The 19,674-nt window shown below is 62.6% G+C and carries 22 protein-coding genes and 1 other RNA gene; 13 read left to right on the forward strand and 10 right to left on the reverse strand.

Annotated features, from left to right (window positions below):
• Nucleotides 1-74: 74 nt before the first annotated feature.
• An RNA gene (gene ffs / locus RG540_RS31445) (signal recognition particle sRNA small type) lies at nt 75-171 on the reverse strand.
• Nucleotides 172-257: 86 nt separating this feature from the next.
• Here ffs and RG540_RS21195 point away from each other — a divergent pair.
• The 4 genes from RG540_RS21195 to RG540_RS21210 all read left to right on the forward strand — a co-directional run bounded on the left by RG540_RS21195 (nt 258) and on the right by RG540_RS21210 (nt 2,926).
• Nucleotides 258-665, forward strand: coding sequence for an HIT domain-containing protein (locus RG540_RS21195; RefSeq protein ID WP_038592113.1), 408 nt, complete (start codon nt 258-260; stop codon nt 663-665).
• Nucleotides 662-1,639, forward strand: coding sequence for an NAD(+) diphosphatase (gene nudC, locus RG540_RS21200; RefSeq protein WP_038592115.1), 978 nt, complete (start codon nt 662-664; stop codon nt 1,637-1,639). Before RG540_RS21195 ends, nudC begins: the two co-directional genes overlap by 4 nt.
• Before the next feature lie 115 nt (nt 1,640-1,754).
• A complete protein-coding gene (locus tag RG540_RS21205; RefSeq protein WP_038592117.1) occupies nt 1,755-2,450 on the forward strand; it encodes a helix-turn-helix transcriptional regulator in 696 nt (231 codons plus the stop codon).
• A 101-nt stretch (nt 2,451-2,551) separates the two neighbouring features.
• Nucleotides 2,552-2,926: a VOC family protein gene (locus RG540_RS21210; RefSeq protein ID WP_038592118.1), complete on the forward strand. Its 375-nt coding sequence runs from the start codon at nt 2,552-2,554 to the stop codon at nt 2,924-2,926.
• Nucleotides 2,927-3,679: 753 nt separating this feature from the next.
• Here the strand turns inward: RG540_RS21210 and RG540_RS21215 are convergent.
• Entirely contained in the window at nt 3,680-4,543 is an 864-nt protein-coding gene (locus RG540_RS21215) for a prephenate dehydratase (protein WP_038592119.1), read from the reverse strand.
• 11 nt (nt 4,544-4,554) lie between these two features.
• A complete protein-coding gene (locus RG540_RS21220) occupies nt 4,555-5,313 on the reverse strand; it encodes a 3-deoxy-manno-octulosonate cytidylyltransferase (protein WP_038592121.1) in 759 nt (252 codons plus the stop codon).
• A gap of 153 nt (nt 5,314-5,466) precedes the next feature.
• Here RG540_RS21220 and RG540_RS21225 point away from each other — a divergent pair, with 153 nt between their 5' ends.
• Complete coding sequence (locus tag RG540_RS21225) at nt 5,467-6,045, forward strand: c-type cytochrome (protein ID WP_038592124.1); 579 nt, start codon at nt 5,467-5,469, stop codon at nt 6,043-6,045.
• An 85-nt stretch (nt 6,046-6,130) separates the two neighbouring features.
• Here RG540_RS21225 and RG540_RS21230 read toward each other — a convergent pair whose 3' ends face one another.
• Nucleotides 6,131-7,075: an AEC family transporter gene (locus RG540_RS21230; RefSeq protein ID WP_038592127.1), complete on the reverse strand. Its 945-nt coding sequence runs from the start codon at nt 7,073-7,075 to the stop codon at nt 6,131-6,133.
• Nucleotides 7,076-7,436: 361 nt separating this feature from the next.
• Between RG540_RS21230 and RG540_RS21235 the strand changes: the two genes are divergently transcribed.
• Nucleotides 7,437-8,429 carry an adenosine kinase gene (locus RG540_RS21235; RefSeq protein WP_038592129.1) on the forward strand — a complete coding sequence of 331 codons (993 nt, stop codon included), beginning with the start codon at nt 7,437-7,439 and terminating at the stop codon, nt 8,427-8,429.
• A gap of 18 nt (nt 8,430-8,447) precedes the next feature.
• Here RG540_RS21235 and RG540_RS21240 read toward each other — a convergent pair whose 3' ends face one another.
• Nucleotides 8,448-8,990, reverse strand: coding sequence for an SH3 domain-containing protein (locus RG540_RS21240; RefSeq protein WP_038592132.1), 543 nt, complete (start codon nt 8,988-8,990; stop codon nt 8,448-8,450).
• Between the two features lie 252 nt (nt 8,991-9,242).
• On the opposite strand from RG540_RS21240, the gene RG540_RS21245 reads away from it, so the two are divergent.
• Complete coding sequence (locus RG540_RS21245; RefSeq protein WP_038592135.1) at nt 9,243-10,247, forward strand: 2-hydroxyacid dehydrogenase; 1,005 nt, start codon at nt 9,243-9,245, stop codon at nt 10,245-10,247.
• Here RG540_RS21245 and RG540_RS21250 read toward each other — a convergent pair whose 3' ends face one another.
• Genes RG540_RS21250 through recF form a run of 3 tightly spaced genes read right to left on the reverse strand, consistent with a single transcriptional unit; the run spans nt 10,248 to nt 12,710 of the window.
• Nucleotides 10,248-10,718 (reverse strand): GNAT family N-acetyltransferase, encoded by a 471-nt coding sequence (locus RG540_RS21250; RefSeq protein WP_038594413.1) that lies wholly within the window; start codon nt 10,716-10,718, stop codon nt 10,248-10,250. It lies immediately after the preceding gene.
• Nucleotides 10,719-10,756: 38 nt separating this feature from the next.
• Nucleotides 10,757-11,542, reverse strand: coding sequence for a molybdopterin-synthase adenylyltransferase MoeB (locus tag RG540_RS21255; protein WP_038592137.1), 786 nt, complete (start codon nt 11,540-11,542; stop codon nt 10,757-10,759).
• Nucleotides 11,543-11,585: 43 nt separating this feature from the next.
• Nucleotides 11,586-12,710: a DNA replication/repair protein RecF gene (recF, locus tag RG540_RS21260; RefSeq protein ID WP_038592140.1), complete on the reverse strand. Its 1,125-nt coding sequence runs from the start codon at nt 12,708-12,710 to the stop codon at nt 11,586-11,588.
• A 390-nt stretch (nt 12,711-13,100) separates the two neighbouring features.
• Between recF and RG540_RS21265 the strand changes: the two genes are divergently transcribed.
• The 3 genes from RG540_RS21265 (at nt 13,101) to RG540_RS21275 (ending at nt 15,415) form a co-directional block, all read left to right on the forward strand.
• Nucleotides 13,101-14,600 carry a globin-coupled sensor protein gene (locus RG540_RS21265; RefSeq protein ID WP_038592142.1) on the forward strand — a complete coding sequence of 500 codons (1,500 nt, stop codon included), beginning with the start codon at nt 13,101-13,103 and terminating at the stop codon, nt 14,598-14,600.
• A gap of 70 nt (nt 14,601-14,670) precedes the next feature.
• Nucleotides 14,671-15,216, forward strand: coding sequence for a cupin domain-containing protein (locus RG540_RS21270; protein WP_038592145.1), 546 nt, complete (start codon nt 14,671-14,673; stop codon nt 15,214-15,216).
• Nucleotides 15,188-15,415 (forward strand): SlyX family protein, encoded by a 228-nt coding sequence (locus RG540_RS21275; RefSeq protein ID WP_151045690.1) that lies wholly within the window; start codon nt 15,188-15,190, stop codon nt 15,413-15,415. The genes RG540_RS21270 and RG540_RS21275 overlap by 29 nt, the downstream gene beginning before the upstream one ends.
• Before the next feature lie 98 nt (nt 15,416-15,513).
• Here the strand turns inward: RG540_RS21275 and RG540_RS21280 are convergent, their stop codons facing one another.
• Nucleotides 15,514-16,116, reverse strand: coding sequence for a TetR/AcrR family transcriptional regulator (locus RG540_RS21280; RefSeq protein ID WP_038592150.1), 603 nt, complete (start codon nt 16,114-16,116; stop codon nt 15,514-15,516).
• Nucleotides 16,117-16,287: 171 nt separating this feature from the next.
• Between RG540_RS21280 and RG540_RS21285 the strand changes: the two genes are divergently transcribed.
• The 3 genes from RG540_RS21285 (at nt 16,288) to RG540_RS21295 (ending at nt 18,394) form a co-directional block, all read left to right on the forward strand.
• A complete protein-coding gene (locus tag RG540_RS21285) occupies nt 16,288-16,536 on the forward strand; it encodes a hypothetical protein (RefSeq protein WP_038594416.1) in 249 nt (82 codons plus the stop codon).
• Nucleotides 16,537-16,624: 88 nt separating this feature from the next.
• Nucleotides 16,625-17,206: a LysE family translocator gene (locus RG540_RS21290; protein ID WP_038594419.1), complete on the forward strand. Its 582-nt coding sequence runs from the start codon at nt 16,625-16,627 to the stop codon at nt 17,204-17,206.
• A gap of 204 nt (nt 17,207-17,410) precedes the next feature.
• Entirely contained in the window at nt 17,411-18,394 is a 984-nt protein-coding gene (locus RG540_RS21295; RefSeq protein WP_038592153.1) for a carbon-nitrogen hydrolase family protein, read from the forward strand.
• Nucleotides 18,395-18,460: 66 nt separating this feature from the next.
• Here the strand turns inward: RG540_RS21295 and dnaJ are convergent, their stop codons facing one another.
• Nucleotides 18,461-19,594: a molecular chaperone DnaJ gene (gene dnaJ, locus RG540_RS21300; protein ID WP_038592156.1), complete on the reverse strand. Its 1,134-nt coding sequence runs from the start codon at nt 19,592-19,594 to the stop codon at nt 18,461-18,463.
• Between the last annotated feature and the right edge of the window lie 80 nt (nt 19,595-19,674).

Below are 19,674 nucleotides of genomic sequence, written 5' to 3' on the forward strand. Positions count from 1 at the left end.
GCCTGCGCGGGCCAATCCTGAGCACGGTCTTGACCGGGCCGGAAGCTGACCAAGATGGTAGTACAAGTAAAAGGGTGGGAGGCTGGCACGGCGACCCGTGCCTGGCTCGTTAGGGCTGCTTCCTTCCGGACCTGACCCGGTTGGCGAGTGGCTCGTCCACCACCAACCTCCCACCGTCCATATCGTCAATAACGCTTCCAAATGCAAGCCAACCCTGTAAAAAACTGCTATCGAACAGAAAAACAAGGGAGGAAAGTTTGAGCGAATTCGAACTGGACGCGAGGATTGCCCGCGATTCCGATCTTGTGACGGCGCTGGACCTCTGTCAGCTGCGCATCCAGAACGACAGCCGCTGGCCGTGGCTGGTCATGGTGCCGCAGCGCTCCGGCTTGACCGAGATCTTCGATCTCTCACCCGCGGAACAAGCGCTGCTCTCGGTCGAGGTCAACAGGGTGGCAGCAGCCCTCAAGACGGTGACCGGTGCCACCAAGATCAATGTCGGCGCACTCGGCAATATCGTCCGCCAGCTGCATGTCCATGTCATCGCCCGGTTCGAGGGCGACCCGAACTGGCCCGGCCCGATATGGGGTTTCGGCCAGTCGGTGACCTATGAAGAGCAACAAAAACAAGATTTTCTCAACAAACTGGTTGAAGCCCTTTCATGACAGCGAACCTTTTCGACACCGACGCACCCCATCCCGAACCGAGCAAGCTGACGGCTTTTTCCGGCAACAAGCTCGACCGCCGCGCCGAATACCGTGAGGACGATTGCGTCGAGAAGGCGCTCGCCGTGGAGGGCGCCCATATCCTCGCCTTCACCGGCAGCCGGCTGATCCTGAAGCACGACAGCCAGATCCTCGACCCGCTGTTCTCGCCTTACGAGCTTGCCGAACTGAAGCCGGATTTCGACAACGCCGTGCTGCTCGGTTACCACGAGACGGGCGAACCCCGCATCGCCGTGCCGATGCTGATCCCGGCGGAAGAACTGGCAAGCCACTACAAGCCAACCGAGGCCCGGGCGCTCTTTCGCGACCAGCTCATCGAGGGAGAGCTGCAGGGCGAGGTCGCGCAAGCCGTCGCGCTGCTCAACTGGAATGCGGCCAACAAGTTCTGCGGCAAATGCGGATCGCCGACCGAAACCAGGATCGGCGGTTACAAGCGGGTCTGCACCCAGTGCCAGCACATGATGTTTCCGCGCACCGACCCAGTTGTCATCATGCTCACGATCGACACGGAGCGCGACCGCTGCCTGCTCGGCCGCAGCCACCATTTCCAGGAGGGCATGTATTCCTGCCTCGCCGGTTTCGTGGAACCTGGCGAGACAATCGAGGATGCGGTGCGCCGCGAGACCTTCGAGGAATCCGGCATCGAGACCGGCCGGGTCCGCTATCACGCCTCGCAACCCTGGCCGATGCCGCATTCGCTGATGATCGGCTGTTACGCCGAGGCGAAATCGACCGAGATCAAGATCGATCCGCAGGAAATGGCCGATGTCCGCTGGTTCGAGCGGGCCGAGGCCGCCGCCATGCTCGATGCCGGCCCGGATGCCCCGCTTTTCGCTCCGGTCAAGGGTGCGATCGCCCACCGCCTGCTCCGCGACTGGATCGAGTGGGGTGACGAACGGTCAGGCGAAGCCTGAGCAATCGATCCTGTGAATCGATTGCAGTGAGGAACGCCCGGAGCGCAAGCGAAGGGCCGGGCGATCCCATCGAATCGAGATCGACTTCATCATCGGGCCGGAGGGTTTCAGCAAAATGACCGTTGCCCGCTCGGAGCGCTTGCTGGCTCTTCTCCAGACGCTCCGGCGCTACCGCCAGCCTGTCAGCGGCGCCAAACTTGCCGCCGAGACCGGCGTCAGCCTGCGCACGCTCTATCGCGATATCGCCAGCCTGCAGGCGCAGGGCGCCTTCATCGAAGGCGAGGCGGGTCTCGGCTACGTGCTGCGGCCCGGCTTCATGCTGCCGCCGATGATGTTTTCGCAAGAAGAGATCGAGGCGCTGGTGCTCGGCTCCCGCTGGGTGGCAAAGACCGCCGACCCGCGGTTGGCCGCCGGCGCCGTCGACGCGCTCGCCAAGATTGCCGCCGTGCTGCCGCCGGATCTGAAAGAGGACCTCGACAATTCGACGCTGCTTGTCGGAGCGCCGAAGCGAAACGAGGATAAGGCCGACCTGGCGCTGATCCGCAGGGCCATCCGCGCCGAGCATATTCTCGAACTGGCCTATGAGGACGAAAAGGGGGCGTTGACCCATCGAAGGGTCTGGCCATTCGCGTTGGGTTTTTTCGAGAGCGTCCGGGTCATGATCGCCTGGTGCGAACTCAGGCAGGATTTCCGGCATTTCCGGGCCGATCGCATTTCCTCTGCGGCTTGGACGGAAACGCGTTATCCGCGCCGCCGGCCGGTCTTGCTCAAGGAGTGGCGAGAAGCTGAAGGAATTCCGCCCCAGCCATGAACGCTGCTGCCATTATCTGACAGTAGGCTGCGATAATCTCCGGTCAGTCCCAACCAAGAGCAATTCTCGGCAGAGGGAATTGCGTCACAAGGAGAACTGACATGGTCCACCCCGATTTCACCATCCTCTTCGTCGACAATCCGCTGACCAGTGCGGATTTCTACCAGGCCCTCTTCGGCGCCGAACCCGTGGAAAAGTCACCGACCTTTGCGCTCTTCGTGCTGAACACCGGGATGAAACTCGGCCTGTGGTCACGACACACGGCTGAACCGCCGGTGAAGGGCGAGTGCGGCGGCGGCTCGGAAATCTGCTTCAGGCATAACGATGCCGCCGGCGTCGACAAGATCTATGCCGACTGGTCGGGCCGTGGCCTGCGCGTGCTGCAGACGCCGGTCGAGATGGATTTCGGCTACACGTTCGTCGTGACCGATCCGGACGGGCATAGGCTGCGGGTCTATGCGATGAGTGCCGAGTAAGCGCAAAAAGCGATCGGTCGCGGAGGGTGTGGCACCCCCCTCTCTGCCCTGCCGGGCATCTCCCCCTCAAGGGGGGAGATTGGCTGGAGCCTGCTCACAACCCTCCATTGAGCGTCCCATGTTTCGCGGCGGCGTTTTGGAGGCGGGGATCATGCCGCTTGTGATCTCCCCACCTGTGGGGGAGATGCCCGGCAGGGCAGAGGGGGGCTTGCTTAGGCAAATCAGTCACTTGAGGCAAAGTTACCCTCAAATCGGTCTATTTTCATCCCCGCCCGCCAAACCCCTGCCTACAATCTACCCGTCCCGTTTCGGCTACACCGGCCCGCATGACCGGCGAGACGGGACCGGTGCCTTGATGATCTGCCGTCATGCAGGTGGGTCGCCAGGGGCTGCGCAGAAAATGGTCTCCCTCTCGCCTAATGGCGGGGCGTGCGTGTGTCGCACACAACCCGGTATGGCATTCCGCAAGGACGTAAGACCATGCCGCCGCAGAGGGACCGGAGTTGCGCGGAAAAACAGACCGAACGGGACACGTCGCGTGTCATTATTAAAATTTCAATTCGAGGCACACGACGTGTCCCGGCCGAACTGAAAACCGCAAAACACCAAGGGGTTATTATGCCCAGCTGTGAGCTTCCAAGTCGATTGCATCTCCTCCGGCATGGTGCACTCCCGGCACTTCGCTTTTGCTCAGCGCGTTCGAGGCTCAAAACGCTCCACCGGAGCGTTTTGCCGGCTAAACGCCGCCGCCCCTCACCCCTTCTGCAGCGCGCCCCGCATCGGGTGGCCCTTATACGTGCCGAGAACCCGCACCTTTTCCGAAAAGAACCGCAGCTCTTCCAGCGCCCGGCGCACCGGGGCGTCGTCGGGATGGCCTTCGATATCGGCATAGAACTGGGTTGCCACGAACTTGCCGCCGAGTTGGTAGCTTTCGAGCTTGGTCATGTTGATGCCGTTGGTCGCAAAGCCGCCCATCGCCTTGTAGAGCGCAGCCGGGATGTTGCGGACGTTGAACACGAAAGTGGTGACCAGCACCTCGTCCGGATCGTTCCGCTGCACCCATTTTTCGTCGCGGGAAAGCACCACGAAGCGGGTGACGTTGTCGTCCCGGTCCTCGACATTTTCCGCCAGGATTTCAAGACCATAGAGATCGGCCGCAAGCCGCGGCGCGAGTGCCGCCATCGTGCGGTCGCCCTTTTCGGCCACCATCTTGGCCGAACCCGCCGTGTCGCCGGCGACGACGGCCTTCCAGCCGTTCGAGCGGATGATCTTGCGGCACTGGCCGAGCGCATGGATATGGCTGTGGACGGTGAGGATTTCCTCGCGGGTCACGCCTGGCAGCACCATCAGCTGGAAGCGGATCGGCATGAAATATTCGCCGATGATGTGCAGCCGCGATTCCGGCAGCAGGTGATGGATGTCAGCGACGCGGCCGGCGATCGTGTTCTCGATCGGGATCATCGCCAGATCCGCCTCGCCGTTTTCGAGGGCCTGGAAGGCGTCCTCGAACGTCGGGCAGGGAAGCGGTTCCATGGTCGGGAACATGTCGCGGCAGGCCATGTCGGAATTGGCGCCGAAATCGCCCTGGAAGGCGATGCGATTGGTGAGTGCGTTCATGGGGTTATCCGTTACGAGGAGGCACGGGCAAACAGGATCGCACGGGCCTTTTCAAGGTCGGCGGGAGTATCGACGCCCAATGGAACCGAGTCAACGATCTCGGCATCGATGCGCATGCCGGCTTCGAGCGCTCGGAGCTGTTCGAGTGATTCGCGCTTTTCGAGCGCGGAAGGCCCGAGCGACACGAATTTTTCGAGCGCCGCGCGGCGATAGGCGTAGAGCCCGATATGATGATAGAGCGGGCCATTGCCATAGGGCGCGGTGGCGCGGGTAAAATAGAGCGCCTTCAGCCGCGTCGCCGACAGCGGCGAACCGACGATCTTCACCACGTTCGGATTGGTCTTCTCGTGTTCGTCGGTGATTACGACGGTCAACGTCGCGATATCGGTCGACGGATTGTCGAGCGGCCTCAGCGAAGCGCGCACCGCTTCCGGCTCGATCGTCGGCAGGTCGCCCTGGACGTTGATCACGAAGTCCATTTTCGCGTCCGGATCGGCCTTCTGCACCGCCTCGAAAATGCGATCCGAACCGGACTGGTGATCCCCGCGGGTCATCACCACGTCGAAGCCTGCGGCGGCCACGGCGTCGTAGACATCCTGGTGGTCGACGGCGACGATGATTCGCCCGACCTGCGCTTCCTCGGCTCGTTTTGCTACCTGCACGATCATCGGCAGGCCGGCAATATCAGCCAGAGGTTTCCCCGGCAGGCGTGTCGAGGCCATTCGTGCCGGGATCAACACCAGCGTCCGGTCAAAAGCCGAATTCTTCATGGAAAGACCCTTCTATTCCCGCGTAAACAGTGTCAAAAAGTCTCACGCGCGGGACGATAATCGTGTTGCAACAACCATGCAAAAGACATAGGTTCCGCGCGATTTCAAGATGGTCCGCTTTCTCATGAGGCGGTTGCGAAGGAGCATTTGCGGATGAACCCCAATGTCAACATGGCGGCAGGCGCCCTGCTTGCTACTGTTTTCGTCATGATGTCGGTGTCCATTGCCTCGGAAGGGATTTTCCATTCGGAGGTACCCGAGAAGGCAGGTTTTGCCATCGTCGCCGCCGAAGAGCCCGCAGCTGGTGAAGCCGCAGCACCCGCTGCCGCTGCCGTTCCGATCGCGCAGCTTCTGGTGAAGGCCGACGCCAAGGCTGGCGAAGCCACATTCAAGAAGTGTCAGAGCTGTCATTCCGGCGAGAAGGGCGGACCGAACAAGGTCGGCCCCGATCTCTGGGGCATTGTCGACCGTCCGGTCGCCGAACATGAAGGCTTCTCCTATTCGGCCGGCATGAAGGATTTCTCGAAGGCCGGCGCCGAGCACTGGACCTTCGACAACCTCAACCACTTCCTCACGGCTCCGAAGGCTTTCGTGAAGGGTACTGCGATGGGCTTTGCCGGCGTCAAGGCCGATGCCGAGCGCGCCAACCTGATCGCTTATCTGCGCACGCTGGCTGATTCGCCGGTTCCGCTTCCGGACCCGAACGCCGCACCGGCGCCCGCCACCAACTGATCGGCGACTTTTTAGAGTGTCCAAATGAAAATGCCCGGCGTCAGTCGGGCATTTTCATTTTCAGCACTCGATCCGGCGCGGCAACTCAGCCGAGCAGCCAGGCCCAGAAGCCGACGGTGAAGACCCCGAATGCCGTGGTCATGCTGATCACCGATGCCGCAAGACTATGTCCGGAGCGGAAGCGCTGCGCGATCAGCCAGGCATTGATGCCGGTCGGCACCGACGCGGTCAGCACCAGCGCCGTCGCCCAGTCTTTCGGCAGGGCAAACAGATGGCTCATCAGGAAGACGAGTGTCGGGAGCAGCATCAGCTTGAGTACGGCCGCGGTGCCCGAAAGGCCGATATCGCCCCGGATCGGATATCGCGTCAGAGCCATGCCGATCGATATCAGAGCGACCGGACTTGCCGCGGCGGAAATCTGATCGACGACAATGGCGATCGCCGATGGGAAATGCAGGCCGAGGAAGTTGAAGGCGACGCCGATGATAAGCGCAATCACCAAGGGATTGCGGGCAAGGTTGGAGCCCACCTGCTTGAGCACCGCAGCAATGCCGCGTTTTTCGCCGCCGTCGACCTTGGCGGCCGCACCCTCCATCAGGATGGTGCCGGCCACCATCATCAGCGGCAGGTGGATCGCAAGCAGGATCGAGATCGCCACCAGCCCGTCCTTGCCGACCACATGCGCTACCAGCGGCAGGCCGATGAAGACGTTGTTGGCAAACGAGCCGGACATGCCGGCGATCACACCGATCTTCGCATCCCGGCCGAAAACGCGGGTGGTGAGGATGTGACCGATCGCCCAGGTCATGGCGACACCGAGAAAATAGACGGTCCACAGCCGGAACGGCGAGGCGCCTTCGAAATGCGCATCCGCCAGCGTCCGGAAGATCAGCATCGGCACGGCGATCTTGAAGACGAATTCGCCGAGCGCATCGCCGGTCTCCTCCTTCAATATCCCGGTTTTCGCCGCCATCCAGCCGATCAGGATCAGGATGAAGAGGGGCACGACATTCAGGAACACGGAGGACAAGAGGCAGGCTTTCTGTGGGGACGGTTTTATGCGTCTAACCCATGTCGCGGCTTGCCACAAATGCGTTGATGTAGAAAAGCCGCTTGAAAGCGAGGCGTGGCGACCGGCGCCGAACAAAAAAGCGGGGCAATCCCCGCTTTCCCTCCTGGTCTCGTCCAGGACATCCGGTGGTCAGCCGCCAGTTCATCCGTGGTCGGCAACACAACCGGATCGCCAAGTGTATAACCTGTGATCGTGACACCAGAGTGACGGCCCAAAATGCCCCGGATTGCCGGTATCGCGGTTATTTTCCCTTCCAATCAGTGGAAAACCCGAATACCGGTTTTCGCGACAAACTGTTTCCCGAGAGGATCAAGACCGGATGCCCAAGTTCGACGTGCTCACCATCGGCAATGCCATCGTGGATATTCTCGCCCGCTGCGACGACGATTTCCTGAGCGACAATGCGATCACCAAGGGCGCGATGAACCTGATCGATGCCGAACGTGCCGAGCTCCTCTATTCGAAGATGGGCCCGGCGGTCGAAGCGTCCGGCGGGTCGGCGGGCAACACGGCGGCCGGCATTGCCGGTTTCGGAGGCAAGGCGGCCTATTTCGGCAAGGTTGCGGAAGACCAGCTCGGCAACATCTTCCAGCACGACATCCGCGCCCAGGGCGTTCACTACCAGACCAGGCCGGAAGGCAGCAATCCGCCGACCGCCCGTTCGATGATCTTCGTCACGCCGGATGGCGAGCGTTCGATGAACACTTATCTCGGCGCCTGCGTCGATCTTGGCCCGGAACATGTCGAGAAGGACGTCGTCGCGGAAGCCAAGGTCACCTATTTCGAGGGTTACCTCTGGGACCCGCCGCGCGCCAAGGAAGCGATCCGCGAATCGGCCCGCATCGCCCATGAACATGGCCGCGAAGTGTCGATGACGCTGTCCGACCCTTTCTGCGTCGGCCGCTACCGTGCCGAGTTCCTCGACTTGATGCGCTCCGGCACGGTCGACATCGTGTTTGCCAACAAACAGGAAGCGCTGTCGCTCTACGAGACCGAGGATTTCGAACTGGCGCTGAAGAAGATCTCGCAGGATTGCAAGCTGGCGGCGGTGACGCTCAGCGAGGAAGGCGCGATCATCGTTCGCGGCGACGAACGCGTGAAGGTCGCGGCCTATCCGATCAGGGAACTGGTCGATACGACCGGCGCCGGCGATCTGTTCGCGGCCGGTTTCCTGTTCGGTTACACGCAGGATCGTTCGCTGGAGGATTGCGGCAAGCTCGGCTGCCTCGCCGCTGCCATCTGCATCCAGCAGATCGGCCCGCGCCCGATGGCGTCGCTCACCGAAGCTGCGGCGCGCGAAGGCCTCATCTGAGGCTTCGCAGGAAAAATCTTATTTGAACGCCTCGCCGGGATAAGCGCCCCAGACTTCGGCCTGGGCGACCCAGCCCTCGGCGCCGTTGGTCTCGACCCGGCACCAGTCGCCGTTGCATTCCTTGATCTGCAGCACGACGCCCGGCTCCAGCTTGGCGAGGACGGCGGCGGTACCTTGCGGGTCACGGCGCACGTTGACGTAGATATCCTTGCCCTTGCCGCGCATCCAGGGGGCTGCGACCGCAGTCCGCTCGCCTGAAAGCAGAGCCTGGTTCACCCAGCCCTCGGTGCCCTCGGCATCGCGAACCCGCCGCCAGTTTTCATATTCCTGGATGATTTCCATCGGCGTGCCGGACTTCATATACATCCAGGACACCGCGTAGTCTGTGCTTGGGCCGATGCGGATATTGACCTTCCTCGACTTGAGGCTGACGAAACGCGGCAGCGGCAGGCCGCTCGGACCCTTGGCCGCACCCTGCGCAAAGCTCGGGGCGGATGCAGATAGGGAGGCGACAAGCCCGAAGGAAAGAGCGATGAAAGAGCTGAGAATGGCGCGACGCATGTGTTTGGTTCCGGCTGAGCGATCTCGGGCTTTCGGGAACCTCGCGAGGTTTTGTTTGTCTTCGCTGACGGGTCTGGTAGAAAACGCCCTGGATGAACTGAATATCGCGCGACTTGGTTAAGGACCTCCTAAAGCAGGCCACCTGAAAGTGGTACGGGTTTCGGGATAACGACAAGCGTCGAACAAAAGCTTGAAGCACGAAACCCGGATACATCCAGGTTTCGTGCTTCAAGGCGTCAGGCAGAGAGTTTCATGACGGCGAAGAAGAAACCCAAGGTCTATATCACCCGTAAGCTGCCGGATGCGGTGGAAACCCGCATGCGCGAGCTGTTCGAGGCCGAACTCAATATCGACGACACGCCACGTTCGCGCGACGAACTGGCGGCCGCCATGAAATCGGCCGACGTGCTGGTGCCGACGGTGACCGACCGTATCGACGAGGCGCTGATCGAGCAGGCCGGCCCGCAGCTGAAGCTGATCGCCAGCTTCTCCAACGGCTTCGACCATATCGATGTCGATGCCGCAGCCCGGAAGGGCATCACCGTTACCAATACGCCGAACGTGCTGACCGAGGACACGGCCGACATGACCGTGGCGCTGATCCTTGCCGTCAACCGGCGGCTCGCGGAGGGTTCGCGCATCCTGACCGACAAGCCCGGCGAGTGGACCGGCTGGAGTCCCACCTGGATGCTCGGCCGGCGGATATGGGGCAAGCGTATCGGCATCGTCGGCATGGGCCGCATAGGCACCGCCGTCGCTCGCCGCGCCAAGGCTTTCGGCCTGTCGATCCATTACCACAACCGCAAGCGCGTCAGCCCGGCGACCGAAGAGGAGCTCGAGGCGACCTATTGGGACAGCCTCGACCAGATGCTCGCCCGCGTCGATATCGTCTCGGTCAATTGTCCCTCGACGCCGGCGACGTTCCATCTCCTGTCGGCGCGGCGCCTGGCGCTGATGCAGCCAGGCTCGATCATCGTCAACACCGCCCGCGGCGACATCATCGACGAGGCGGCGATGATCCAGCTTTTGCGCGACAACAAGATCGCCGGCGCCGGGCTGGACGTCTACCAGAACGAGCCGGCGGTGAACCCGAAACTGGTCAAGCTCGCTCATCAGGGCCGGGTCGTGCTGCTGCCGCATATGGGCTCGGCGACGATCGAGGGCCGGATCGACATGGGCGACAAGGTGATCATCAACATCCGCACCTTCTTCGACGGCCACCGCCCGCCGAACCGGGTGCTTCCGGGCCGCAACTGATCAGTCGAGACGCTTCTGCATCTCAATCGAGGTGGCGCGGGTAAAGCCCGGATGGGAGTTCTCCGCCGTCCTGGCGAAACCCCATCTTGCGAAGGTCGCGTGATTGGCGGTGAGTTCGATGCGGGTTTCGAGCCGCAGTGCCGGCAAGCCTTTTTCCCGGGCAATCCCTTCCGCGACGATCAGCAGCCGGCGGCCGATGCCCTTGCCTTGACTGGCCGGGGCTATGGCGAGCTTGCCGATATAGAGGAAGCCCGGCTCCGGTTTGCAGAAGACGCAGCCGGTCAGCCTGCCGCTCTCGATTGCCGCAAACGCGATCTCATCGCGAGCCTTCTGGGCGAGTGACGCGAGCGTCAGGCGATGTGCCGAGGAGGGCGGGTCGATGACGTCGTCCATATAAGCGAAGGAGGAGAGGATAAGCGCCAGCAGCTCGTCCCAGCGTCCGAAATCCTCGTCGATGCGGACAATCTTGATCCCTGGCTCGATCAAGGGCTCGATTGCAGGCGGCTCGATCACTCGGCGGCTGCCTTGGCCGTGCGGCGCTTGTATTTGATCGTGTCGAAACGGGCCGACAGCGAATCGTAGAGCATCAGCCGTCCGACCAGCGGCTCGCCGATGCCGGTGACGAGCTTGATCGCCTCCATCGCCATCAGCGTGCCGATGACTCCCGTCAGTGCACCCACGACGCCGGTCTCGGCGCAGGAGGGGATAAGCCCCGCTGGCGGCTTTTCCGGAAACAGATCGCGATAGCCGGGGTTGAGAACGCCGTCCGGCCCCGCCTCATAGGGTTTCATCACCGTCACCGACCCGTCGAACCGGCCGACAGCGCCGGTGACCAGCGGTATCCGCGTGAGTTCCGCAGCATCGGCCGCCGCGTAGCGGGTATCGAAATTATCGGATCCGTCGATCAGCAGGTCGAAAAGGGCGAGCTTCCGCGCTGCCCATTCGGCGGAAAAGCGCTCCTCGAAATCTACCACGCGGACATGCGGGTTGAGACGGGCGATCGCCTCTCGGGCGCTCCTGGTCTTCATCTCGCCGATCGTGCCGGTATCGTGGATAACCTGCCGCTGCAGGTTGGAGAGGGAAACCAGGTCGTCGTCGATGATGCCGAGCGTGCCGATGCCGGCGGCTGCCAGATATTCGAGGATCGGCGCGCCGAGCCCGCCGGCGCCGATCACCAGCACGCGGGCATTCTTCATCCTCTGCTGCCCCGTGCCGCCGATTTCCGGCAGCAGGATATGGCGGCGGTAGCGCTCGATCTCGTCTTGGCTCAGTTTTTCCGGGGTCAGGCTTTCCATGGCGCAATCATATCACCGGCCGCCGGGCCACGTAAGGTGGATTTCAAACGCTGATGCCGCCATGCGCGACGGTAAAGAACTGCGCCCGGTCGGCGAGCGCGGAAAACATTGCCCGATCGGTGCCGGTCATGAAGGACTGGCCGCCGAGACCGTGGACGAGATCGAAAAGAGCCGCCCTCCGGCCTTCGTCGAGATGGGCGGCGATCTCGTCGAGCAGCAGGATCGGCGCGTAACCGGTCATGTCGGCCGTCAGCCGCGCGTGGGCAAGCACGAGGCCGATCAGCAGCGCCTTCTGTTCGCCGGTCGAACAGCGCGCGGCCTCCATGTCCTTTTCGCGGTGGCGCACCAGCAGGTCGGTACGGTGCGGCCCGTCGAGCGTGCGGCCGGCTGCGGCATCGCGACCGCGGCCATTGCGCAGCATGTCGAGATAGTCTTCCTCGAGGTCGGCTGCCGGGCGGTCCATTGCACCGTCCATGAAGCCTTCGAGTGTCAGGACCGGCGTCGGGAACGGCGTCTCGCCGGAATTGCCAGATAGGGCCCTCAAAAGCCCGAGCATCTCCTGCCGGGCGGCGGCCATGGCGATGCCGAGGCCCGCCATCTGCGCCTCGATGGCCGACAGCCAGGAAGGGTCGAAGCGGCCTTCCGACAGCAGCCGGTTGCGGCTCCTCATGGCGCGCTCGAAATCGCTCGCCCGCCGGCCATGGGCGGGATCGAGCGACAACACGAGGCGATCGAGGAAACGGCGGCGGTCTGAGGAGGCGCCGGTGAAGAGGCCGTCCATAGCCGGCGTCAGCCACAGGACGCTCAGGTGGTCGGTAAGCTCCTCAGTCGATCTGGCCGGGGTGCCGTTGATCCTGAGCTTGCGGGTAACGCTTTCGCCTTCGCCCGGCTCGATACCGGTGCCGATCGAGACCTCGCCGTCCATGCCGTCGACATCCGCAAAGATGGTGAACCCGGCGGCAGCGCCGACGCGCGTCACGTCGGACAGCACGGCGCGGCGCAGTCCGCGGCCGGGTGACAGGAAGGAAACGGCTTCCAAGAGATTGGTCTTGCCCGCGCCGTTCTCGCCGGTCAGCACCACATGGCGCCCGTCGAGCGACAGCGCCGCTTCCGCATAATTGCGGAAATCGGTGAGCTTCAGCCGGGAGAGGGAAGTTTTCTGCGCCATCGGGAATCTTAAGGTTTCGTGAAACAGGAGCTAAGGGCTCAAGGCCCGGATGGCAAGCGCTTGCTTTGGTGAGGCTTTGCAACTGTCCTTGCGCCGGACGCCGTCGCTCAGCCTTGCAGCCTATCCGGTTGCCCACAATCGAAGGATCGCATTGATTGAAAAGACGAATCCCAGTCCGTGCCATCCCTGCCAGAGGTTGTCCCGCCGAGAATTTCGCGCCCTGCCTTCGACACCGAAACTTCTCCAATGCAACACCAATTTATGATTACCCAAAAACTAGGGGGTATGGCTAACAGCCCGTTAAAGCTTGGCTCCTAGAGATGCCTGAGCACGCATACGCATCTTATATCCGGATGGCCGCGTGGATCCTTTTAACTCCGGAGACTTGTCATGAAAGACCAGAACCACAAAGCCGATCTCGCCGAGCGCCTTGACTTCATCGGCCTTGGCCAGGAGCAGCGCCGGTCTCTGGCCGAGATCCGGCCGGCCATCAAGGACGCGATCGGCGCCTCGCTGGATGCCTTCTATCGCAAGGTCAAGGGCAACCCGCAGACGGCGAAGTTCTTCTCCAACGATGCTCATATCGCCCAGGCCAAGAGCCGCCAGGCCACCCATTGGGATGCCATTGCAGCTGGCAAATACGATGACAATTATGTGGACGCGGTTTCCACGATCGGACGCACCCATGCCCGGCTCGGTCTCGAACCGCGCTGGTATATCGGCGGTTACGCGCTGATCCTCGACGGAGTCATTCGCGCCGTCGTCAGCCGGGAGCTGTCCGGCTTCTTCCAGGAGAAGAAGGCGAAGGTGCTTTCCGAACATCTCTCCTCGGTCGTCAAGGCGGCCCTGCTGGACATGGATTACGCCATCTCGGTCTATCTCGAGGTGCTGGGTGACCAGCGCAGAGAGGTCGAAGCCAAACAGGAAAAGGCCAAGGCCGAACAGGATGCAGCCCTCGCGGCGCTCGAAGCGGCACTGACGAGCCTTTCCGGCGGCGACCTGACATCCGAACTCTGGCAGGAACTGGCGCCGAGCTTCGCCAAGCTGCAGCAGAACTACAATTCCTCGATTTCCGAACTCGACACGGCAATGCGCGGGATCAGCAGCTCGGTCGAACAGGTGCGCGCCGAAGCCGGCGGCATTTCGGCGGCTTCCGAAAACATGGCCAGGCGCAGCGAGCAGCAGGCTTCGGCGATCGAGCAGACGGCTGCCGCACTCGAAGAGATCACCACGATTTCTGGCCAGGCGGCGCAGCGGACCCGCGAAGTGCAGGAGATCGTGCGCGAATCGGCCTCGGAGACCGTTCGCTCCGGCAAGGTGGTCGAGGAGGCCATTGCCGCGATGGGCGACATCGAGCAGTCCTCGCAGAAGATGACCCAGATCATCGGGGCGATCGACGAGATCGCCTTCCAGACCAATCTTCTGGCGCTGAACGCCGGCGTGGAAGCGGCCCGCGCTGGAGAGCAGGGCAAGGGTTTCGCGGTCGTCGCGCAGGAAGTCCGCGAACTGGCGCAACGCTCTGCCGCTGCCGCCAAGGAAATCAAGGAACTGATCGACCAGTCTTCGACAGACGTCCATCGCGGTGTCGAGCTCGTCAACAAGACGGGGCAGGCGCTGGTCGGCATCGGCGGGCGCGTCAAGTCGATCGACGAACATATCTCGTCGATCGCCCGTTCGGCTCAGGAACAGGCTTCCGGCATCGAAGAGATCAATTCCGCGATCCGCAGCATGGACCAGATCACCCAGCAGAACGCGGCGCTGATGGAAGAGACCAATGCCTCGACCCAGAGCCTGGTCGGCATCAGCAGCCGGCTGGCGTCGCTGCTCGGCCGCTTCAAGACAAGGGCTGTCCGCGAAACCCGCACCGAGCGCCCGCGCCTACGCGCTTGATCCTCGGCTTGAAACATGGACCGGGCGGTTCCGGTCGGCTAGTGTAGCTCCGCTTTCAGAGGAGCAGCACATGACCGACCAGGACCGCCCTTCCTGCATCACCCACTGGAGCGACATCGAAAGGCCCGATACGCGCACCTATCGTGGCGATGACGAACTGATGTCGATCGGCGCTGCGCTTGGCCGGCATTTCGGCCTGACGCGGCTCGGTATCCATCACGAGCGCCTGCCGCCCGGCCGCCGCACCTCCTTCCCGCATGCCGAGAGCGCCGAGGAAGAGTTCGTTTATGTGATCGAGGGTACGCCGGATGTCTGGCTGGATGGCGAGCTCCATCGGCTAAAACCTGGCGATTCGGTCGGATTTCCCGCCGGAACGGGGCTGGCACATACGTTCATGAACAATTCGGAGGCGGAGGTCCGGCTGCTGGTGGTCGGCGAACCGAACAAGCCGGAGAACCGCCTCTATTATCCCACGCGCCTCGACTGGCGCGAAACGCGCAGCGACTGGTGGGACGACGTGCCGAAGCGGCCGCTCGGTCCTCATGACGGCATGCCGGATGCGGTGCGTGCCGAAAAGGCCGCGAAGAATGCAGCAAAGGACACGACAGGTGAGTGACGAGGAAAGACTGGTCAAACTCGAGGAACTGGCCGCCCATCAGGCCAAGGTGATCGAGGAATTGTCCGACCAGCTCGCCGAGCAGTGGAAGGTGATGGAACAGACGCGCGCCAAGCTCGACCGGCTGACCGAGCGGTTCCTCTCGCTGGAGGAATCCTCGCTGGACGCGCCGGCCATCACCAAGCCGCCGCATTATTGACGGGTCCTGTCGTCCGTCAGGCGGCACGAGCATGCGCTGTTTGAGCGCGAAATATTCCCTTGGTCGCTTGGCCGTGGCCGTACGAATGTTCCAAAGACCTACTGTACCTTGAAACCCTCGACGAGGTGCCGAACCACGAGGCGCAGCTCTTCCGGCGTAATGTCCAGCCGGTCGGTCAGCAGTCGTTTCCACGCAAAGCTCGTGATGATCTCCATGGCGAGCTCCGGTGCGACCCAGTCGGCCACTTCGCCCCGGGCCTTTGCCCGGCGGAATATCTCGCCGCCCTGCTGGTATCGGTCTGCCATGTAGGCGGCGATCGCCTTGCCCGCTGCCGGATCGGTCTGGGCCTCGGCGATGACGGAGCGAAAGACGGCGCCTCCATGACCGGCGCTCCAGAACTCGAGCAATCCGCTCAGAAGCTGGAAAATATCGGTCTCGATCGTGCCGGTGTCCGGTGCTATGTCGACATATTTCTGGCGGTGGTAGACATCCAGAAGCAGGATCGCGCGCGTGGGCCACCACCGATAGATCGTCGGCTTGCCCGCATGGGCTCGCCGGGCGACCGCCTCGATCGAAAACGATCCCAGCCCGCCTTCGACAAGGATTTCTTCTGCGGCGCGGAGAATGGCATCCTGGCTGTCGGGATTGCGTTGTGCGCCGATCGACGTGCGGCGGGTCTCCGCAGCCTTTTTCGCCGTCATGCAGGTCTCCCAAGCAAAATTTTAATCGACATAACACGAATCCTACTTGAACGAAACGGACCGTTTCGTTATATCACCTCCATCGAAACGGATCGTTTCTATGGAGGTCCGATGACCACGACAACTTTAATCCTCAATCCCGATAGGGGAAATCAAGCCTTGGAGGCGCAATTGCAGCCCAAACCCGCCCGCGTCAATCCTTCGAAGGCGCGACTTGCGATCGTGATGATCCTCGCTGTCTATCCGTTGATCACGATGCTTCTTTATATCCTCGCGCCGCTCACCGAAGGCTGGGCCGTGTGGCATCGAACGATCCTGATCGCGCCGATCATGGTGCTGTCGATCGTATTTGTCGTCTCGCCGGCAATCCAGAAATATCTCGGCTGGTTTGTGGCCCGCATGCCTTCGCCGACAAAATAAGCTGATTTGACGGGTGTCAATCGGCGTGCCGAAAATGCTGATAGAGAGGAAGAGCCGGACCATGCCGGTTACTTCGACAGGCAGTTGCATGACCCTTCCGGAATTCACCGGCGCCATCCTCCTGCTTCTCTGCACGCCGGGGCCGACCAATACGCTGATGGCGCTCGGCGGATACTCGCGCGGCTGGCTGACGAGCCTGCCGTTGATCGCCGGTGAACTCGGCGGTTATCTGCTTGTGATCGTGCCGGTGGCGACGCTTGCGGCGCCTTTCTTCGACGCCTATCCGCAGGCTTCGGTCTGGGCGAAGCTCGCTGCGGGCGTCTGGGTGCTCTATCTGGGCTATCGGCTGTGGACGTCCGAAAAGCAGGCGAAGGACGCGGTCGAAGTTTCCGTCCGGCAGGTCTTCGTCACCACGGTGCTGAACCCCAAGGCGCTGATCATCGCGCTCGTCATCATGCCGCATGGCGGCCTCACCGAACTCGCGCCCTGGCTTGCGCTGTTTGCCGGGCTCGTGCTTTTGGCCGCCAATGGCTGGATCGCTTTCGGCAGCCTGATGCGGCGGACCGAGCTTTTCGAGGTGAAACCGATCATCATACGTCGCGCCGCCGCCGTCTGTCTCCTCCTCTTCGCAATGATCCTCGCCAGCGCGTCGATCCAGTCGCTGGCCTGAAATAGACGGTCTCCACCCGAGTTGACGAATCAAGGCGTGATTGGCATCTTTTGCCTTGCGTGGCCTACGCCGAACCTCCCCGGACCTTCCCCAGCATGGTCCTGAAACGGAGGCAAAGGGACTTCAGTCTCGGGTCGCTCTCTTGGTCCGACCGTTTCGGATGTGGTTGCTGGGGAACTCCGTCCGGGACGTGAAAGGCTCAAGATGACCCAGAACGGAAATTTCAAGCGCCGTGTCCGTGCCCGTGCCGAAAAGACGGGCGAATCCTATACCGCAGCCTTCAGCCACATCCGCGAGAGTGCCCCGAGCGATCCGGGGCCGCAGGCCCGGTCGGTGCGCCTGGCGGTGGCCCAAACCACGCCCTATGTCGATCCCCGCAGCGCAGCCGAGCTTCGTGCAAGCGGGGAGGAGATGCGCCGCCTGATGCGCGAAGCGCAAAAGGCGCGCGCGCGGATGATACACTTCCCCGAAGGTGCGACCTGCTCTCCCAACAAGCGCATCATGTCTTCGACCGGCCGCGATCCGGTCGGGCCGTCCGACTGGAGCCGGTTCGAATGGACCGTCCTGCGCGAAGAACTGGATGCCACGCGGGAATTGGCGCGGGAGCTTGGGCTCTTTGCGGTGATCGGTTCCGTGCACCAGCTCACCGAGCCGCATCGGCCGCACAACAGCCTCTATATCGTCTCCGACCGGGGAGAGCTGGTAACGCGCTACGACGAGCGCCTGCTGTCGAACACCAAGATCTCGTTCATGTACACGCCGGGTTCGACGCCGGTGACCTTCGAGGTCGATGGGGTGCGCTTCGGCTGCTCGCTCGGAATGGAGACGCATTTTCCCGAAATCTTCAGGGAATACGAGCAGCTCGACGTCGATTGCGTGCTGTTCTCGACCACCGGCGCGACGCCTGCCTTCGCGGCCGAGGCGCTGGGACATGCGGCGAGCAACAGATACTGGGTGAGTTTCTCGGTCCTGGCCTATCCCGGCTTCATGCCGCCTTCCGGGATTGCCGCCCCGAGCGGCGAATGGGTGGCCCAATGCCGGGCGGATGCGACGCCTTCGCTGGCGATCGTCGATGTCGACCACAATCCGGGAGAGATCGCCCGCCCCTGGAGGCGAATGGCGCGTGCCGGCATCTATGAGCCGCATATGGTGAACGACCCGCGTAGCGGCGGCCGCGACACGTTTTAGGTGCCAATGAAAAAGCCGCCCGCAACGATCTGTTGCGGGCGGCTTTGAAGTCTGGGCTCCAGAAGCTCAGTTCTCGAAGAATTCCTTCATCCGGGCGAAGAAGCCCGTCGATTCCGGGTTGTTCTCCTTCGAGGACAATTCCTCGAATTCCTGCAGCAGTTCGCGCTGCCGCTTGGTGAGCTTCTGCGGCGTCTCGATCTGGATCTGGATGTAGAGGTCACCCGTCTGCGAGGATCGCAGCACCGGCATGCCCTTGCTCTTCAGGCGGAACTGTTTGCCGGGCTGGGTGCCTTCCGGCACCGTCACGCGGGACTTGGTTCCGTCGAGCGTCGCTACGTCGAACGTGCCGCCGAGGGCGGCCGTCGTCATCGAGATCGGCACGGCGCAATAAAGGTCGGCGCCGTCGCGCTGGAAGAACTGGTGCGGCTTGACCGACAGGAAGATGTAGAGGTCTCCCGCAGGGCCGCCACGCGTGCCGGCTTCGCCTTCGCCCTGCAGGCGGATGCGCGTGCCGTCCTCGATGCCGGCCGGGATGTTGACCGACAGCGAACGCTCTTCGGTGACGCGGCCCTGGCCGTGGCACTTGGAGCAGGGATCGGTGATCGTCTGGCCGCGGCCGTGGCAGGTCGGGCAGGTGCGCTCGACCGAGAAGAAGCCCTGGCTTGCGCGCACGCGGCCAGAGCCCTGGCAGGTGCCGCAGGTCTTCGGCTGCGTGCCGGGCTTGGCGCCCGAGCCGGAACAGACGTCGCAGGTGATCGAGGTCGGAACCCGGATCTGCGCCGTCTTGCCGGCAAACGCTTCTTCCAGCGTGATTTCCATATTGTAGCGAAGATCGGCGCCGCGTTCACGCCCGCCAGAGGATCGGCGGGCGCGTCCGCCGCCCATCATTTCGCCAAAAATGTCTTCGAAGATATCGGAGAAGCCGCCGGCGCCTGCGCCCGAGAAACCACCGCCACCGCCGCCCATTCCGCCGTGTTCGAAGGCGGCGTGGCCGAAGCGGTCGTAGGCCGCACGCTTCTGGGGATCCTTCAAGGTCTCGTAGGCCTCGCCGAGCTCCTTGAACTTCTTTTCGGCTTCTGCGTCGCCCGGATTCTTGTCGGGATGATATTTCATCGCGAGCTTGCGGAAGGCGCTTTTCAGCTCCTTCTCGTCGGCGGTCTTGCCGACACCCAGCGTTTCGTAAAAGTCTGCTTTTGCCATGGAGGTAACCGGCTCCGGAAAGGATTCCGGCTGCACGAAGGCAGCCGGATACTCTAGTCAACTATGGTCGAGGTCTGGCC

Source organism: Neorhizobium galegae bv. orientalis str. HAMBI 540 (assembly GCF_000731315.1).
Taxonomy (GTDB): Bacteria; Pseudomonadota; Alphaproteobacteria; order Rhizobiales; family Rhizobiaceae; genus Neorhizobium; species Neorhizobium galegae.

Coding starts and splice junctions, on each gene's coding strand:
- RG540_RS21255 (WP_038592137.1), bottom strand. CDS start 11,542: ATGGAAAGCCTGACCCCGGAAAAACTGAGCCAAGACGAGATCGAGCGC.
- recF (WP_038592140.1), bottom strand. CDS start 12,710: ATGGCGCAGAAAACTTCCCTCTCCCGGCTGAAGCTCACCGATTTCCGC.
- RG540_RS21290 (WP_038594419.1), top strand. CDS start 16,625: ATGACCCTTCCGGAATTCACCGGCGCCATCCTCCTGCTTCTCTGCACG.
- RG540_RS21235 (WP_038592129.1), top strand. CDS start 7,437: ATGCCCAAGTTCGACGTGCTCACCATCGGCAATGCCATCGTGGATATT.
- RG540_RS21295 (WP_038592153.1), top strand. CDS start 17,411: ATGACCCAGAACGGAAATTTCAAGCGCCGTGTCCGTGCCCGTGCCGAA.
- RG540_RS21270 (WP_038592145.1), top strand. CDS start 14,671: ATGACCGACCAGGACCGCCCTTCCTGCATCACCCACTGGAGCGACATC.
- RG540_RS21280 (WP_038592150.1), bottom strand. CDS start 16,116: ATGACGGCGAAAAAGGCTGCGGAGACCCGCCGCACGTCGATCGGCGCA.
- RG540_RS21215 (WP_038592119.1), bottom strand. CDS start 4,543: ATGAACGCACTCACCAATCGCATCGCCTTCCAGGGCGATTTCGGCGCC.
- RG540_RS21275 (WP_151045690.1), top strand. CDS start 15,188: ATGCAGCAAAGGACACGACAGGTGAGTGACGAGGAAAGACTGGTCAAA.
- dnaJ (WP_038592156.1), bottom strand. CDS start 19,594: ATGGCAAAAGCAGACTTTTACGAAACGCTGGGTGTCGGCAAGACCGCC.
- RG540_RS21225 (WP_038592124.1), top strand. CDS start 5,467: ATGAACCCCAATGTCAACATGGCGGCAGGCGCCCTGCTTGCTACTGTT.
- RG540_RS21210 (WP_038592118.1), top strand. CDS start 2,552: ATGGTCCACCCCGATTTCACCATCCTCTTCGTCGACAATCCGCTGACC.
- RG540_RS21205 (WP_038592117.1), top strand. CDS start 1,755: ATGACCGTTGCCCGCTCGGAGCGCTTGCTGGCTCTTCTCCAGACGCTC.
- RG540_RS21240 (WP_038592132.1), bottom strand. CDS start 8,990: ATGCGTCGCGCCATTCTCAGCTCTTTCATCGCTCTTTCCTTCGGGCTT.
- RG540_RS21245 (WP_038592135.1), top strand. CDS start 9,243: ATGACGGCGAAGAAGAAACCCAAGGTCTATATCACCCGTAAGCTGCCG.
- nudC (WP_038592115.1), top strand. CDS start 662: ATGACAGCGAACCTTTTCGACACCGACGCACCCCATCCCGAACCGAGC.
- RG540_RS21220 (WP_038592121.1), bottom strand. CDS start 5,313: ATGAAGAATTCGGCTTTTGACCGGACGCTGGTGTTGATCCCGGCACGA.
- RG540_RS21265 (WP_038592142.1), top strand. CDS start 13,101: ATGAAAGACCAGAACCACAAAGCCGATCTCGCCGAGCGCCTTGACTTC.